This window comes from Pseudomonas sp. HK3 (assembly GCF_052920985.1).
This window is the reverse complement of record NZ_JBREXD010000001.1, coordinates 1,696,236-1,711,573: the sequence shown is the minus strand read 5'-3', so window position 1 is coordinate 1,711,573 and position 15,338 is coordinate 1,696,236. Positions and strand designations below refer to the sequence as shown.

20 protein-coding genes are annotated in these 15,338 nt (G+C 42.1%); 18 read left to right on the top strand and 2 right to left on the bottom strand.

The window, feature by feature from the left end; genetic code table 11:
• Position 1 precedes the first annotated feature (1 nt).
• The 7 genes from ACU6U9_RS07990 to ACU6U9_RS07960 are packed head-to-tail and all read left to right on the top strand — an operon-like array spanning position 2 to position 6,165.
• Complete coding sequence (locus ACU6U9_RS07990; protein WP_446734505.1) at positions 2–1,345, top strand: CpaF family protein; 1,344 nt, start codon at positions 2–4, stop codon at positions 1,343–1,345.
• The gene (locus ACU6U9_RS07985; protein WP_446734504.1) at positions 1,345–2,328 is read left to right on the top strand and encodes a type II secretion system F family protein; all 984 of its coding nucleotides are present in this window, start codon (positions 1,345–1,347) and stop codon (positions 2,326–2,328) included. Before ACU6U9_RS07990 ends, ACU6U9_RS07985 begins: the two co-directional genes overlap by 1 nt.
• Positions 2,325–3,191 carry a type II secretion system F family protein gene (locus ACU6U9_RS07980; protein WP_446734503.1) on the top strand — a complete coding sequence of 289 codons (867 nt, stop codon included), beginning with the start codon at positions 2,325–2,327 and terminating at the stop codon, positions 3,189–3,191. Before ACU6U9_RS07985 ends, ACU6U9_RS07980 begins: the two co-directional genes overlap by 4 nt.
• Before the next feature lie 2 nt (positions 3,192–3,193).
• Complete coding sequence (locus tag ACU6U9_RS07975) at positions 3,194–3,856, top strand: hypothetical protein (RefSeq protein WP_446734502.1); 663 nt, start codon at positions 3,194–3,196, stop codon at positions 3,854–3,856.
• Entirely contained in the window at positions 3,853–4,263 is a 411-nt protein-coding gene (locus ACU6U9_RS07970) for a TadE/TadG family type IV pilus assembly protein (RefSeq protein WP_446734501.1), read from the top strand. Before ACU6U9_RS07975 ends, ACU6U9_RS07970 begins: the two co-directional genes overlap by 4 nt.
• The gene (locus tag ACU6U9_RS07965; protein ID WP_446734500.1) at positions 4,250–4,828 is read left to right on the top strand and encodes a hypothetical protein; all 579 of its coding nucleotides are present in this window, start codon (positions 4,250–4,252) and stop codon (positions 4,826–4,828) included. Before ACU6U9_RS07970 ends, ACU6U9_RS07965 begins: the two co-directional genes overlap by 14 nt.
• Before the next feature lie 38 nt (positions 4,829–4,866).
• Positions 4,867–6,165: a VWA domain-containing protein gene (locus tag ACU6U9_RS07960; protein WP_446734499.1), complete on the top strand. Its 1,299-nt coding sequence runs from the start codon at positions 4,867–4,869 to the stop codon at positions 6,163–6,165.
• Positions 6,166–6,416: 251 nt separating this feature from the next.
• On the opposite strand, the gene bfr (ACU6U9_RS07955) is transcribed toward ACU6U9_RS07960, so the two are convergent.
• Together bfr (ACU6U9_RS07955) and bfr (ACU6U9_RS07950) are read right to left on the bottom strand one after the other, a co-directional pair.
• Positions 6,417–6,884 (bottom strand): bacterioferritin, encoded by a 468-nt coding sequence (gene bfr / locus ACU6U9_RS07955; RefSeq protein ID WP_446734498.1) that lies wholly within the window; start codon positions 6,882–6,884, stop codon positions 6,417–6,419.
• A 17-nt stretch (positions 6,885–6,901) separates the two neighbouring features.
• Positions 6,902–7,375 carry a bacterioferritin gene (gene bfr / locus ACU6U9_RS07950; protein ID WP_446734497.1) on the bottom strand — a complete coding sequence of 158 codons (474 nt, stop codon included), beginning with the start codon at positions 7,373–7,375 and terminating at the stop codon, positions 6,902–6,904.
• Between the two features lie 363 nt (positions 7,376–7,738).
• Between bfr (ACU6U9_RS07950) and ACU6U9_RS07945 the strand changes: the two genes are divergently transcribed.
• The 11 genes from ACU6U9_RS07945 (at position 7,739) to ACU6U9_RS07895 (ending at position 15,282) form a co-directional block, all read left to right on the top strand.
• Positions 7,739–8,746 (top strand): 2-dehydropantoate 2-reductase, encoded by a 1,008-nt coding sequence (locus tag ACU6U9_RS07945; protein WP_446734496.1) that lies wholly within the window; start codon positions 7,739–7,741, stop codon positions 8,744–8,746.
• Between the two features lie 3 nt (positions 8,747–8,749).
• Positions 8,750–9,136 (top strand): gamma-butyrobetaine hydroxylase-like domain-containing protein, encoded by a 387-nt coding sequence (locus tag ACU6U9_RS07940; protein WP_446734495.1) that lies wholly within the window; start codon positions 8,750–8,752, stop codon positions 9,134–9,136.
• 103 nt (positions 9,137–9,239) lie between these two features.
• A complete protein-coding gene (ubiE, locus tag ACU6U9_RS07935) occupies positions 9,240–9,989 on the top strand; it encodes a bifunctional demethylmenaquinone methyltransferase/2-methoxy-6-polyprenyl-1,4-benzoquinol methylase UbiE (protein WP_446734494.1) in 750 nt (249 codons plus the stop codon).
• Positions 9,990–9,998: 9 nt separating this feature from the next.
• Positions 9,999–10,628 carry a ubiquinone biosynthesis accessory factor UbiJ gene (locus tag ACU6U9_RS07930; protein WP_446734493.1) on the top strand — a complete coding sequence of 210 codons (630 nt, stop codon included), beginning with the start codon at positions 9,999–10,001 and terminating at the stop codon, positions 10,626–10,628.
• 1 nt (position 10,629) lies between these two features.
• The gene (gene ubiB / locus ACU6U9_RS07925) at positions 10,630–12,261 is read left to right on the top strand and encodes a ubiquinone biosynthesis regulatory protein kinase UbiB (protein WP_446734492.1); all 1,632 of its coding nucleotides are present in this window, start codon (positions 10,630–10,632) and stop codon (positions 12,259–12,261) included.
• Positions 12,262–12,331: 70 nt separating this feature from the next.
• Positions 12,332–12,661: a phosphoribosyl-ATP diphosphatase gene (locus tag ACU6U9_RS07920; RefSeq protein WP_446734491.1), complete on the top strand. Its 330-nt coding sequence runs from the start codon at positions 12,332–12,334 to the stop codon at positions 12,659–12,661.
• Between the two features lie 10 nt (positions 12,662–12,671).
• Complete coding sequence (locus ACU6U9_RS07915; protein WP_446734490.1) at positions 12,672–13,004, top strand: histidine triad nucleotide-binding protein; 333 nt, start codon at positions 12,672–12,674, stop codon at positions 13,002–13,004.
• A 29-nt stretch (positions 13,005–13,033) separates the two neighbouring features.
• On the top strand, positions 13,034–13,264 hold the full coding sequence (gene tatA, locus ACU6U9_RS07910) for a Sec-independent protein translocase subunit TatA (protein ID WP_446734489.1): 231 nt from the start codon (positions 13,034–13,036) through the stop codon (positions 13,262–13,264).
• Between the two features lie 22 nt (positions 13,265–13,286).
• On the top strand, positions 13,287–13,649 hold the full coding sequence (gene tatB, locus ACU6U9_RS07905; RefSeq protein WP_446734488.1) for a Sec-independent protein translocase protein TatB: 363 nt from the start codon (positions 13,287–13,289) through the stop codon (positions 13,647–13,649).
• Positions 13,649–14,446, top strand: a complete 798-nt coding sequence (gene tatC / locus ACU6U9_RS07900; RefSeq protein ID WP_446734487.1) for a twin-arginine translocase subunit TatC — start codon at positions 13,649–13,651, stop codon at positions 14,444–14,446. The genes tatB and tatC overlap by 1 nt, the downstream gene beginning before the upstream one ends.
• Before the next feature lie 254 nt (positions 14,447–14,700).
• The gene (locus ACU6U9_RS07895) at positions 14,701–15,282 is read left to right on the top strand and encodes an LPP20 family lipoprotein (protein WP_446734486.1); all 582 of its coding nucleotides are present in this window, start codon (positions 14,701–14,703) and stop codon (positions 15,280–15,282) included.
• The last annotated feature ends 56 nt before the right edge of the window (positions 15,283–15,338 follow it).

Genomic DNA, 15,338 nt, shown 5'->3' with positions numbered 1-15,338 from the left:
GATGTTCGGCCGAAAAACATTAAATCAAACTGAAGAATTTGTTGTCGATAAAAAAACACCAACCCCAGCCATTGACATTAAAACCGAAAATAATCAAGCGCGTGAATTATTGCTAAAAGAACTCGACCCTCTATTAACCAGCAGACTGTCTAAACCAGAGTTAGAGCTACATATTGAATCCCTATTTAACCAACTTGCAGATCGCCTGCGCTGGATATTCAGCGCACAAGAGCAATCATCTTTAATTTCAAGTTTACTAGATGACATGCTAGGTATCGGCCCAATTCAAACATTATTAGACGACCCAAGCATCACCGACATCATGGTCAATGGCGCTGATCAAGTCTATATAGAACAAGCAGGACGCTTGGTAAAAGCTGATGTTATTTTTCGTGATGAACAACATTTACGTCATGTTGCTCAGCGTATTGCTAGTTTTGTTGGTCGTCGCATAGACGAGTCTAGCCCTATGGTTGATGCTCGTTTAAGTGACGGCAGCCGAGTGAATATTATTATTCCTCCCCTAGCGTTAGACGGCACCTGCTTATCTATCCGTAAATTCAGCGAACATAAAATGAGTTTATTTCAGCTAGCAGATGCAGGCAGTCTTTCTCGCTCTATGGCCGAGTTTTTGGAAGTTGCGGCTAAAGCCCGATTAAATATCCTTGTTTCAGGCGGTACGGGTGCGGGCAAAACAACACTACTAAATGCACTGTCAGACCCCATTGAAGATGGCGAACGCATCGTTACTATTGAAGATGCCGCCGAACTTAAACTTCAGCAATCGCAAGTCATTCGTTTAGAAACACGCCCTGCTAGCTTAGAAGGAAGTGGAGAAGTAACTCAGCGAGATTTAGTACGTAATGCATTACGCATGAACCCAAGGCGTATTATTTTAGGTGAAGTTCGTGGAGCAGAAGCGTTTGACATGCTACAAGCCATGAATACAGGCCATGAAGGCTCCATGTCAACGCTTCACGCCAATAGCGCAAGAGATGCCATTTACCGTTTAGAAAACATGCTATTAATGGGGCAGCAAAATATTCCTATTAGTATGATGCGTCGCCAGATCATATCTTCTATCGATATCATTATTCAGGTTGAGCGTATGCGTGATGGCAAGCGTCGTATCGTTGAAATTACTGAATTGGTTGGTTTAGAAGATGATACTCCGATCACACAAAATATTTTTGAATTTCAGATTGAAGAATCAAACCTTGATAATAACCATGCCGTTCAAGGTCAGTACGCTCAAACGGCTTCTTTAAATCTCAGTTTCTTAGAAAAAATACGTTATGCCGGATTGGCGAATGAATTTGAACGTATCATGCAAGGAAATCAGTAATGTCAGGCTGGCTACTATTTCTATTCGCTTTTCTTTGTTTTTTTATTGCAGGATCGAGCTTAGTTGTTTTTTTATTGCCGAATAAAAGCCAAACTAAAGTTGAAAAGCGCTTATTGATCTTAGCAAAAGAGTTGAATTTAACTGAAGACAATTCTGACCAAAATACTATTTTTTTAAAAGTACCTCTAATACAGTATTTATTGGGGAATACCGCTACCATCAAACATAATTTTCAACGCCATTGGAAGCCTTTTCGTTTACACCTACAAGCATTAGCAGGTGAAAACGTATTGAAAAAGGCATCTTTACTGCTGCTTTTTACATTCACATCGACACTCATTCTATTTTATTCTTTTAATTGGTATAGCCAAACTCTGTGCTCTTTTGTCAGTACCGCATTAATTGCTTGGCTCTATTATCAATATTTATACAAGCAGCAAATAAAAGCTTATGAAGAGCAATTGCCCAGTATCATTGAGCATTTAGCAAGAGCGGTTAGCACTGGCCTATCTGTCCCTCAAGGTTTGTCATCTTGTGCTCAATCTAGCCAATTACCAGTGAGTACCGAATTACAGCGGTTAGCCCAGCAACTTATACTAGGAATCACACTAGAAAATGCCTTGGTTGAAGCCCAGCAGCGCATACCCGTTCGCGAGTTCAATTTCCTCGCTGTGATTTTGATTCTTAACCAGCAAACAGGTGGAAGATTAAGCGATGCCTTGAACAACTTAGCAACCAGCCTACGCGACCGTAAGGCCTTGCGTTTAAAATTATCGTCACTTACCTCTGAACCGAGAGCCGCTGCCAGTATTGTTAGTGCATTCCCTCCGTTAACGCTTCTCGGGTTATGGTTATTCAACCCGGCACAATGGGATTTCTTATGGCACGATCCTAGCGGCCAATCCATATTAATCTATGCAGGTAGTAGCGTAACCTTCGGACTGTTGCTCATTCACCGCTTAGCCCGAGGAGGAATTGCATGATTATATTTATTACTGCAATCACTCTTGCCATGAGTCTCTGTGTTTATTTTTTGCTAACTCAATGGCAGCGAAGCCGAATTCTCAATCAGCGAATTAACCGATACAGCCAATTCAAAAAGCAAGGCTTTCAATGGCAAAACGTTTTATACATGCTGCCAGTTACCGATAAAGATCGCCAACAACTAGGACTGCTGCTATTACAAGCAGGCTACCGACAACCAGAAGCTATTTTTGTATTAATAGCACTAAAATTAATGTGCCTAATAACCTTCCCATTATTGGTTTTTTTATTTCACCAAGGAGGCTTTAGCTTAACATTACTCGCCAAGTGCACCATTGCCGGCCTGTTCGGTTCAATGAGCTTAGAATGGTGGCTAAAACATCGAGCAAACCGTCATAAAGAAAAAATGCGGGCTGCTACACCGGATTCCGTTGACCTTATGGTTATTTGTGCAGAAAGTGGATTACATCTAGACAGTATTCTTAAAAAAGTCGGTGAAGAGATCCATGATTGGTCTCCTCAATTAAGCGAAGAATTATTATTTACCTGTGCTCAATTAAGTATGGGATTAACAAGAGCTGATGCCTTAAAAAATCTAGCACAACGCATTGATACTGAAGAATTCAACCACCTAGTGAATGCACTGATCCAATCAGATAGATATGGCACTCCGCTTGTAAAAACACTCAAAGAACTCGCACACGACATACGTCGAATTCGAACCCTTACCACTGAAGAAAGAATCGGAAAAGTTCCTGCAACAATGAGCCTACCATTAATGATATTGGTATTATTTCCTCTTGTTATTTTACTTGCAGGACCAGCAATGATTAGCTTAATTCGCTCATTACAAGGCATATAAATATGACATTATTATCTGTAGTAAAAACAACCTTAATACTCCTTATTACCGTAATATCTGGCTGCAGCAGTCTATCTGGCGGCAATTTAAACCAACAACTTTTGCAACTTGATGATGATTATCAACAATCCCCCTCTACGGCAAGATCCAATCTTCAAAAGCTAAAACAAGATAATCTAGCAGATGCGAGGCCTTGGATAAAAAGCGGCTATTGGTCTTTAGCTGAGCGTGACATTGAACGTGCTCGCATCGCTTTTTTACAAGCTAAACGACTCGATAATAACAATGCTGAAATTTTCATGGGGCTAGGCATATGCGCCGATAATATAAAAGACCATTTACAAGCTCAAAGATATTATTTACAGGGACTAGAGTTAGATAAATATAATTTCAAGTTAAAGAACAATCTGGCGATTTCTTATATCTTATCTCAACAAGCTCATCTTGCTATTCCCTTATTAAAATCAATAACAAATCAAGCCGCTGTTTATTCAACCTTAAGTCATTCAGAGAAAAATAAATTACGCTCGAATTTGTCTCTTGCTTATGCAAGCAATAATAATCCTGAAAAGGCTTATGAGATTGATCAAGAACTATTAGGTCAACCAGCCGCTGAACATAATCGCCTTGCTATAGAAGCTATGTTTGGTGGTAATACCCCATGAAACATTTGAAAAAATTAACAAAGTCATCCGCAGCTCAACAAAAAGGTAATGTCGCCATAGAGATGGCATTCTCACTGCCTATATTCCTTGCTCTTATATTAGGTACATTAGAAATAAATCGTTTTTTTTGGACAAGTTACTGGCTCGATTATAATCTTCATCAAGCGGTGAAAGACGAGGCATGGGAACCCGGAATGGGTGTTGAGAGTCGACTTAAAGAACGATTAAAGGGTCTATTAATAGATACGAATAAACTCTCTATTCAAAAAAAAACGGTATCACTTGGCGTCCTTTATTTATCTGAATTTACCGTTAACTATAAAACTCGATACTTTTTTCTTCCACACAAAGATCTAACCCTAAGCAGTTCTAGTTGGCTTGGAGATAATGAAAATGACATCATCTAATTTTTCAAACATTAGAAATACACAGCATCAATCGGGCATTATTGCTATTGAGCTAGCACTTATCATAACAATAATAGTGTTTATTTTTTCTTTCAGTGTACAGCTTGGACAACAGTTTTATTGGCAGCAACACTTTAATCATACCGCTGATCGTCTTGTAAAACTGCTGGTATTAGACATACAAATAACACGAAAAGTCGACCAGACAAGTTTCAGTGAAGCCTTGGATATAGTACAAAATCACTTAAAGCATAAAAACTTCACACTTGGCCTGAATATAAACGTTATTAGTGATGATATAAAAAAAGAAGAGAGTTTCTTCGTAGGCAGTAATTGTAAAACAGACCGTGAATTTGTAACTAAAATGGAAGAATTAGTCGCAATTGAACCTGTTAATTCAGTGCAACATAAAACGATACCTACTCGCTATTTATTAGGACTATCTCTATGTGCACAGCCTAAAAGTTGGATTGAAATCATTCCATTTGATGATTTTGGAAAAATGCCTTTGATTAGCCAGTCTTATTATCCAATTAATCATAAAGCGCTTCAGTCGCGATCATAAAAATAATGAAAAGTAATTCAAGTCGTGCGATAAAATCTATGAAAAAACAACAGGGGGCTATCTCCATTATTTTTGCGTTAAGCCTAATAATGATTATTTCCATCATTATTATCAGCGCAAATACCGCGTATTTGGCAATGAGTAAATCCCGCTTAGAACATGTCATAGAAAGTTCTGTTGTTGCCATTGGCCTAGCGGGCACGGGGTCTGCGAACAACCCACTAACAATCAGTGATTATCGCGAAATAGTCAGTAACATTCTTGCCGCATCTTTTCCAGATAGCTATAAAAGCATTAACTTCACTATAAACCCTCCTGTCGTTTCTGGTGATCCCTATACTATTGATGCTGAGGTAGACTTTAATTTCATCGCAGCAAACTGGCTAGCGTGGACTAACGTAGAATCTAATAGCAACATCAAATTAAATTCTAAGATGGGTATTGATGTTGTGCAGGGGAATATTGAAATCGCCATGGTAATGGATAATTCTGGCTCAATGTACGCCGATATAAATACACTAAAAGACAGCGCAAAACTGTTTATCAATCAACTTATTGATCATCGCTCAAATGCAGAACAAGTTTATATCAGCATAGTACCGTTCTCATCTTCAGTTAATATAGGAAAAGAGAACCTTAACTGGATCAATAATAACTTATCAGCTGATGCTCATAGTTTTGGTGCATGCACACAGTACCGATATAACAGCCCTCCTGCCTCAAGCATCATAACCAATGCAATACTTCCACCGATCTCTGTCGCGGGCAGTGCCAGTAAGAAATTTCCAGGCTATGCGGCCGGTACTTTTTCTCCTTGCGCTGAGACACCAATTTTAGGGCTTACGAACAATAAATCCTTGTTGCTTTCAAAGGTTACTGAAATGGTCGCCAGTGGAGCGACAGATGGTGATCAGGGTATGCTTTGGGGCTGGAGAACACTCACAAAAGAGTGGCAAGGGCTTTGGTCTAGTGCAATAGATCGTCCTTTAGCCAATACAGAGGTAAAGAAAGTGGCTATTTTTTTCTCTGACGGTGCATCTATTAGTAACGAAAGAGAGATATTTCTTCCAACCTGCGCAGCAATGAAAGCAAATGGCATAGATATCTATACCATCCAATTCTCATCTCCAAATATTAGCATGCAAACTTGCGCAAGCGACATTGCAGAAAAGCAGCACTATTTCTATGCCAATAATCAGCAACAATTGAAGCAAGCGTTTATCGATATCAGTAAAAACGTTGGCTTTGAATTAAAACTCCAAGAAATTATGAATTTAGGTACTGCAATACAAATAAGAACTTTTATTATTACTTTACCCCAACGGGGTGACGTTTGAACCCGCTCAGTGCGAGCGACCAGTTAACAGCGAAGTAAGGTAAAAATGGAAACCTGAAGGGTGTTGATTCAAAGTGCCCTTCTTTATGAAGCATATTTATGCTTGATTGCAGGTTTATTAAATTTATGACGATATGACAGCCACTGCCAGTGAACAACAGCCATCATTATTCGACCGACACAAAAAAGCCCTAAATCGCATAACTTAGGGCTTTTTGTGTAACTACAATATCATCAATGACGAATCGAAGACTACATCATCGCTTGCAGGTAGTTTTGCATACCAATTTTCTCGATCAGACCAAGTTGCTGTTCAAGCCAGTGAGTATGGTCTTCTTCGGTGTCTTCTAGTTGTTTAACCAACATGGCACGAGTTTCAAAGTCTTTTTCTTTTTCACAAATGGCAATGGCATCTCTTAAGTTTTTAACCACTGCGTATTCAAGCGCTAGATCATTCTTCAACATGTCTTCGACCGTTTTGCCCACATTAAGCGGCTCACGAGTCGACATATTAGGGAAACCTTCTAAAAACAGAATACGCTTGATCATTTGATCGGCATGACCCGTTTCATCTTCCATTTCGTGGGCGATGCGATCATACAATTTACCCAAACCCCAATCTTCATACATTCTGGAATGAATAAAGTACTGGTCCATTGCGGTCAATTCACCGGCCAACAATGAATTCAATGTCTCAATGACTTTTTGATTACCTTTCATTATTTATCTCCGGTTGATTATGCGCTGTGCATCATAGATTGCATGTAGTTTTCAATACTGATTTTCTTGATGAGATCTAACTGGGTTTCGATCCAGTCAAAGTGCTCTTCTTCATATTCAAGAATTTCAGCCAGCATATCTCGTGTCACATAATCCGAAACCGATTCACAATAAACAATGGATTCGCGTAAATCTTTCAGGCTCACATCTTGAAGTTTTAAATCACACTCCAACATTTCTTTGGTGTTTTCACCGATAAACAATTTTCCTAATTTTTGTAAATTAGGAATGCCTTCTAAAAACAAAACACGCTCGATAATTTTATCGGCTTGTTTCATGTCTTTAATGGACTTTTTATATTCAATTTTATCAAGGCCCTCTAGGCCCCAATTTTTAAACATACGAGCGTGTAAAAAATATTGGTTAATCGACACCAATTCATTTTCTAAGCATGTGTTTAATAACTTAATGACTTTTTGGTCACCTTTCATTATCACACCCCTCTTTCATAAAATACGTATTGTTTGGAAAGCATCCTATTTATGAATACGAATTAATCTTCATTGCATTCAATATTTATAAATAAAGCGCTTTCAATTGGCGAAAAGTATATGCACTTAAACCGCAACTTCCAATCAATACTTGGCTATTTTTAAAGGTATTTTCAAGAACAGATTAAGAGTTATTCACATTTGCATTATGAGTATTCTCTACAGAAACAGCGTGACCTCAATTCGTTGATAATACTGGCTTCACAAACGCAATAATTTTGACTCGTAGCGCCTAACAATTGGCCCCAAACGTTGGGTCTATTAGCGTATTCTTTATGCCTTATCGTCATGAGGGAACATATTATGAATTCGCCAAAAATCGTTATTGCCGGCGCGGGGAGCATCGGTTGCTATGTAGGCGGTCGTTTAGCTGGCGGTGGCGCTTGCGTGCACTTTTTGGCCCGTGCACGCATCGCGGATGATTTAAACCAACACGGCTTACACCTCACCGATTGGACCGGCGCAGACATCACACTGACCCCGGAAAAATTCACCGTTTCACTTGATCAAAGCACACTAAAAGATGCCGAAATCATTCTGGTGTGTGTCAAAAGCAAAGATACGCAAGCCATGGCAAACAACATTTTGCGCAGTGGTAATACACACGCCACTATTTTCTCGTTACAAAACGGCATGAATAACACCGAAACACTAAAAAGCATTTTGCCCAACCACACCATATTGCCCGTAATGGTGCCTTACAATGTGGTGTACCAACCACACGGACACTTTCATTGCGGCACAGAAGGCAATTTATATTGTGAGGATCACCCCGCTGCACTCGCCCTTAAAACCCTTGCTGATCAGGCTAAGTTAGGCTTTGAATTAAAACCCGATATGCTCAACATCATGTGGGGAAAGTTACTTTTAAATTTAAATAACCCAGTGAACGCGTTATCGGGCATGCCACTCAAACAGCAGCTTGAAACACATGGTTATCGCAAAATTTATGCACAATGCCTAAAAGAAGGCTTACAGGTTTTAAAGGCGGCAAAGATTCAACCAGGACAAGTGGCCGCCGTGCCTGTGGCCTTGATTCCCTATATACTCTCACTGCCTGATTTTTTATTTAAACGCATCGCCCAAAAAATGCTCGCCATGGACCCAAACGCCCGCTCCAGTATGTGGGAAGACCTACAGAACCAGCGCCCTGTTGAAGTGGATTACATTTCAGGTGAGATCGTTGCTTTAGGTAAGCGCGTCAATACGCCTACACCGATGAATGAGCGCTTGATTCGATTAGTAAAGCAAGCCCAAGATGCGGGTCTTGGCAGCCCAAATTTATCGCCACAACACATTTTAAATGGTTAACGTATGAGCCAAACGAGCATCCCTAACGTCATTAAATTTCATAAGCAGTCTCAACAACTCGAACTGGCATGGAACAACGAGCACTTTGAACTCAGCGCCGAATTATTGCGCGTATTAAGCCCCAGTGCTGAAGTTCGTGGGCACGGCGCAGGCAACGAAGTTCTGCAATTTGGTAAGAAGGACGTGCGTATTTTAAAACTTGAGCCTGTGGGTAACTATGCGCTCAAAATTACCTTTGATGACGGCCATGACTCTGGTTTATTCAATTGGCCCTATCTGCGAGAACTGTGCATCGATAAAGCGCGTTTCTGGCAAGACTACCTAGATAAACTCGCCCACGCAGGTAAATCACGAGAAAGCGGCGTGATTCAGTTTAAGTCTGTGGACTAATGCGCTCTTAAGACACTCGCTTGCCTGATCTGCCACAAGACATCTGTGATTAAGCGGGCTAGAATAGCGGGCAATTATCGTTGTTAAGATCAGGCCTTAAGCCATGTCCGAAAAGAAAACCACGCATTTTGGTTATCAAACCGTCGACGCCGAAGAGAAACAAGGCAAAGTCGCAGACGTCTTTCACAGTGTTGCCGCTAAATACGATGTAATGAACGACTTAATGTCGTTTGGCGTTCACCGTTTATGGAAGCGCTTCACCATGGAATTTACAGGTGTGCGTAAAGGGGATTGTGTGCTCGATATCGCAGGCGGTACTGGCGACTTAACCATGAAATTCTCTGACCTAGTGGGCCCTGAAGGCAAGGTCGTATTAGCTGACATTAACGACTCGATGCTAAAAGTGGGTCGTGATCGCTTACTCGATAAAGGTTACAGCGGTAACATCGAATGTGTACAAGCCAACGCAGAAAGCTTGCCATTTGATGACAACAGTTTTGATGTGGTCACCATGGCATTTGGTTTGCGTAACGTGACCAACAAAGACAATGCCTTAAGTGAGTTTAATCGCGTACTTAAACCCGGTGGCCGTTTATTAGTGCTAGAGTTTTCTAAAACCAATAATCCATTGCTTAAAAAAGCATACGATCTTTACAGCTTCACTGCTCTGCCATTTATGGGCAAATTAATCACAAATGATTCTGAAAGCTATCGCTATCTAGCCGAATCCATTCGCATGCACCCAGGCCAAGACGAATTAAAAGCCATGTTCAAACAAGCGGGCTTCGCCAATTGTGAATATCACAACTTAACCGGTGGCATTGTTGCTCTGCATAAAGGCATCAAGCCTTAAGGATTTAACATGGACCCAACCCTTGTACAAGGCGCACTGGCCAGCGCTCAACGTATCGTCAATAAAGCATTGCGTTATGACGCTGCCACCGCTCAAAAGCTCGCCAAGCTGGCACCTAAGGTGCTCGCCATTGAGATCACGCAGCCTGCGGTTACGATTTATGTGCAATTTGGCGAACAGTTGCGCTTAATGGCCCATCACGAAGATGCCGCCCAAGCGACGTTACAAGGGGACTTACAAGCCTTTATCAACCTTGCCAGTCATAAAGACAAACACGCGGCGTTAATGAAAAGTGATATTCAAATCCAAGGCTCTAGCCAATTGGCAATGGGCCTAGCCGATGCCATGAGCGATTTGGATATCGACTTTGAAGCCATGATCAGCGAGCTCACAGGCCCGGTGGTTGCCCATGTGATGGGCAAAAATCTTCGCCGATTGAGCGGCTGGCTAAAAGGCACTGGCGCAAAATTCAAACAAGATTCAGTAGAATACGTACGTGATGAGCTGCAACTGGCACCTCACAAACTCGAAGGTGAATCTAGATATAACGAGATTCACAAACTCAAGCTCGATAGCGACCGACTTGAGGCGCGCATTAACCGCCTTGCCACTCAATTAAATAAGCCAAAACCTTTGTAATATGATGCAACTCAAGCGTGTGATCACTCTGCTCTACATCTTTAGTAAATATCGTCTTGATGACTTTATTCCTGTGAGCTTACTGCCCTGGTATTTACGCTTAGCTTTTTACTTAGCCCCTTGGCGTTTGAATCCGATCCCTAAGCGCATCCCGAAGGCTAAACGTTTACGCTTAGCACTGGTGGCCCTTGGGCCGATTTACATCAAACTTGGCCAGCTGTTATCTACGCGTAAAGATTTACTGTCTGAAGACTTGGCCCTTGAGCTAGCCAAACTGCAAGACAAGGTTCCGCCCTTTAAAGCAAAGACCTCACGTAAAATTATTGAAGATGCATTGGGTGAAGATGTCGATACACTCTTTGCACAATTTGAAGCACAGCCAATGGCATCGGCTTCAATTGCACAAGTACACAGCGCACAATTACACAGTGGCGAAGACGTCGTCGTAAAAGTGATTCGCCCTAACCTAGAAAGAATCATCAACAAAGATATCGCCATGATGATGGTCGCGGCCAAATTAGTAGAACGCTATGCCAAAGACGGCAAGCGTCTGCGCCCTGTTGATGTGATCGAAGATTACCGTCACACTATTTTTGGTGAATTAGATCTCATGAGCGAAGCCGCTAACGCATCACAGCTGCGCCGCAATTTTAACGACAGCCCATTGCTGTATGTACCCGAAGTGTACTGGGATTATTGCCGTTCTAATGTCATGGTAATGGAGCGTATTTACGGCACCCCCATTGGCGATGTCGAACAACTGGTTGAACGTGGCACCAATATGAAAGTACTGGCTGAACGCGGGGTTGAGATATTCTTTCGTCAGGTATTCAAAGACAGTTTCTTTCACGCCGATATGCACCCTGGCAACATCTTTGTCGCACATAATGACCCACAAACACCCCAATACATTGCCATCGACTGCGGCATTGTGGGCACATTAAACGAATCCGACCAAGACTATCTTGCGCGCAACTTACTCGCCTTTTTTAATCAAGATTACCATGAGGTGGCTCGCCTGCATGTTGAATCCGGCTGGGTGGGCAGTGACACCAAAATTAATGAATTTGAAGCCGCCATTCGCAGCGTATGCGAGCCTATCTTTGAAAAGCCATTAGCTGAGATCAGTTTTGGCCAGCTGCTGTTGCGCTTATTTCAAACCGCTCGCCGCTTTAACATGGAGGTGCAGCCACAACTGGTGTTACTGCAAAAAACCTTACTCAACATCGAAGGGCTCGGTCGCCAGCTTTATCCACAGCTTGACCTTTGGAACACCGCCAAACCTTACCTTGAGCAGTGGATGCACAACCGCATTGGCCCGAAAGCCATCTGGCGCGAGCTTAAACGCCAAGCCCCTGCGTGGATTCAACACGCGCCGCATATGCCAGAAACCATACGTAACACCCTGATCACATTAGGGCAGTATCCTGCGCAGCAACAACAATTACACAACAAGTTAGATGCGATAGAGCGTGAACTGAGCGAGCAGAGTCACCGACGCAAGCACAGAAGCTTAGGCGCGATTGTCAGTGCACTTGGCCTAGTGGGCCTGCACAGCCCCTTTCTGTGGGGCTTTGATGGCAGTATCGCTTTGATTGTGCTGGGTGTAACTTGGATATTAGTCCGCGGCTAAAAAATGCACCGCTTTGGTACTGCCAGCACGGCAGATGCGCTATTATCCACACAGACTTAAGGAACCAACGATGAGCGATGTAATCAACCAATTAGGCGATATCCTAGAAGAGCGTAAATCCGCCGATGCAGGCAGCTCTTACGTGGCAAGCTTGTACCGTGATGGCCTCAACAAGATTTTAGAAAAAGTAGGCGAAGAAGCCACCGAGACCATCATTGCCGCCAAAGACGCAAAACTGTCTGGTGACAATAAAGATGTCATTTATGAAACAGCCGACCTTTGGTTTCATACAATGGTCATGCTAAAAGAATTAGGCGAAGAGCCACAAGCGGTAATCGATGAATTAAAGCGTCGTTTTAACTTATCGGGCTTAGAAGAAAAAGCCAACCGAACAAAATAAGCGAGCCAATATGAGTGACTGTATTTTTTGCAAAATTGTAGCCGGTGAAATTCCCTGCAATAAAGTGTATGAAGACGAGCAGGTTCTTGCGTTTCATGACATAGCACCCAAGACAGACACTCATATATTAGTGATACCCAAGCAACACATTGTGAATTTAAGCACCACTCGAGAGAATGAATGGCCAATTGTCACTAAGGTGTTACAAAGTATTAATACCATCGCTGCCCAAGAAAAGCTGGAAGGCTTTCGCGTTATTAGTAATAACGGTGAAAAAGGCGGCCAAGAAGTCTTCCACATGCACTGGCATGTATTGGCGGGATCAAAATTAATAGGCTTTTAACAGCCTTTTTATACACATAGGAGAACAACATGTTCGGTGGCATTAGCGTTTGGCAGTTATTGATTATCTTGGTTGTGGTAATTTTAATCTTCGGCACTAAAAAATTACGCACATTGGGCGGTGATTTGGGCGGTGCAGTAAAAGGCTTCAAAAAAGCCCTAGGCGAAGATGAAAAAAAACAAGACGCTGAAAAATTAGAAAACACAAAGCAAGATGCTCAGTTTTCTGAAAAAGCGAAACAAGAAGACAAAACCAAATAAACACACCCCATAAGAAGTTATTATGTTTGATATTGGTTTTGCTGAGTTATTAGTCGTAGGCGTGCTGGGTCTGATTATATTAGGCCCTGAGCGACTGCCTAAAGCTGCCCGTACGGTAGGGCTATTACTTGGCCGGGCTCGGCGCACAATGAGTGGGATTCAGCAAGAAATTGAACGCGAAGTACGCGCTCAAGAGCTGCAAGAAAAACTCAAAGACGCTCAGCACAGCTTCATGAGTCCAGAAGAACAAGCCCTGCAATTAGCCCAAGAGCAGCAAGCACAAGATCATGAAGACTTTCCGCAGACACAACCCCTAGATGAGAACCGCATTGCGCCTAACGCAGATGATGCAAATGCCACTCATGATAAAAAAGGGGATGCGTAATGGCGAAAAAAAGCAACGCTGAAATGGAACAACTGCAGCAACAACAGCCATTAATTGCACATTTAATCGAATTGCGTAATCGATTACTCAAAGCATTGCTATTAATACTAGTGGTCTTTGTTGGTCTTTATAGTTTCTCCAATGAACTGTATTTATGGGTATCAAAACCACTGGAAATTCTACTGCCGCAAGGTAGCAGTATGATTGCCACAGGCGTCGCATCACCCTTTTTGGTGCCGTTCAAACTGACTCTGTTTGCCGCTGTATTTATTGCCATTCCGTTTATTTTGCATCAAGTATGGTCATTCATTGCACCAGGCATGTATAAACACGAAAAGCGATTTGCCATCCCACTGCTGTTAAGCAGCATTGTGCTATTTTATGTGGGCATTGCGTTCGCTTATTTTGTGGTACTGCCACTGGCTTTTGGCTTTTTTACCGCAGTAGGACCCGAAGGCGTCAACTTTTTACCTGACATTAATAATATTTTAAATTTCATTCTTAAAATGTTCTTTGCCTTTGGTATTGCATTCGAAATCCCCATCGCAACCATCTTATTGATCATGACCGGCATTACATCCGTTGCCAGCCTAAGCGGTAAGCGCCCTTATATTTTTGTAGGTTGCTTCGTTATCGGCATGCTCGTGACGCCGCCAGATGTCATTAGCCAAACCATTTTAGCTTTGCCTATGTATTTATTATTCGAAGTAGGCATATTCTTTGGCCGCCTAGTTGAGAAAAATAAAGCAGACAAAACTTCGAATGAAGCATCTAGCGAAGAGGAGCATGTATCATAACCGCCCTGCATAACGAACCTTAATACCCGCCGCCTTTGCAAGGCGGCATTTCTAACATTCGTCCTATTTAATTCAACCTCTTTTATATCTATTGCGTAAGCACTTAGTCAACTCATCACTCAGTTGCAGAAAAGCCTATACATACCCCACAATCTTCACATTTTTACGTAAATTTTAACGGTAAACTATGGCGAGATTCTCCGTTATTGGTTAAGGTTACAGCGTCTTAAAACAAATCCTTCAAGGAGAAGAAGATGGCCCTAACTCGTATTATTGGCATCAGTGCCTTAACCCTATCTCTAACTGCCTGCTTTGGTGGCGGTGAGAAACAAGTTGCACTTGATTGCACCTTCCCTGACGCACCACAAACGGCCGCTCCTGGCTGGGTATGTGATGAGCCAGTTCCTGGTTTAGAAGTATCGGCTGTGGGCAGTGCTGACAAGTCTGGCGCAGGTATGAACTTCATGAAGCAACAAGCAACCGCTGCTGCCCGTGTACAACTTGCACAAATGATGAAAGTACAAGTACAAAACATGGTTAAGCAATTTGCTGAAACCACAGGTGTTGGCGATAGCGAAACCGTTGATAAAGTGAACACTTCTGTTACTAAGCAGATCACGAACGAAACGCTTGTTGGTACTCGTATGTACAAGTCTAAAACCAGCCCTAACGGTACGCTATACGTACTAGTTGGTTTAGATGATAAAGCAGCAGGCCTTATCCACGAAACAGCCCTTAAGACGTCTATGAACAACGAGAAGGCTCTATGGCAGAAGTTTCAAGCCAAAAAAGGCCATGATGAGCTAGCGAAAGAAATCGCTAACATGGAAAAATAAGTAACCGCTTAATTTTCTAATAAAAAGCCCAGCTATTTAGCTGGGCTTTTTATTGC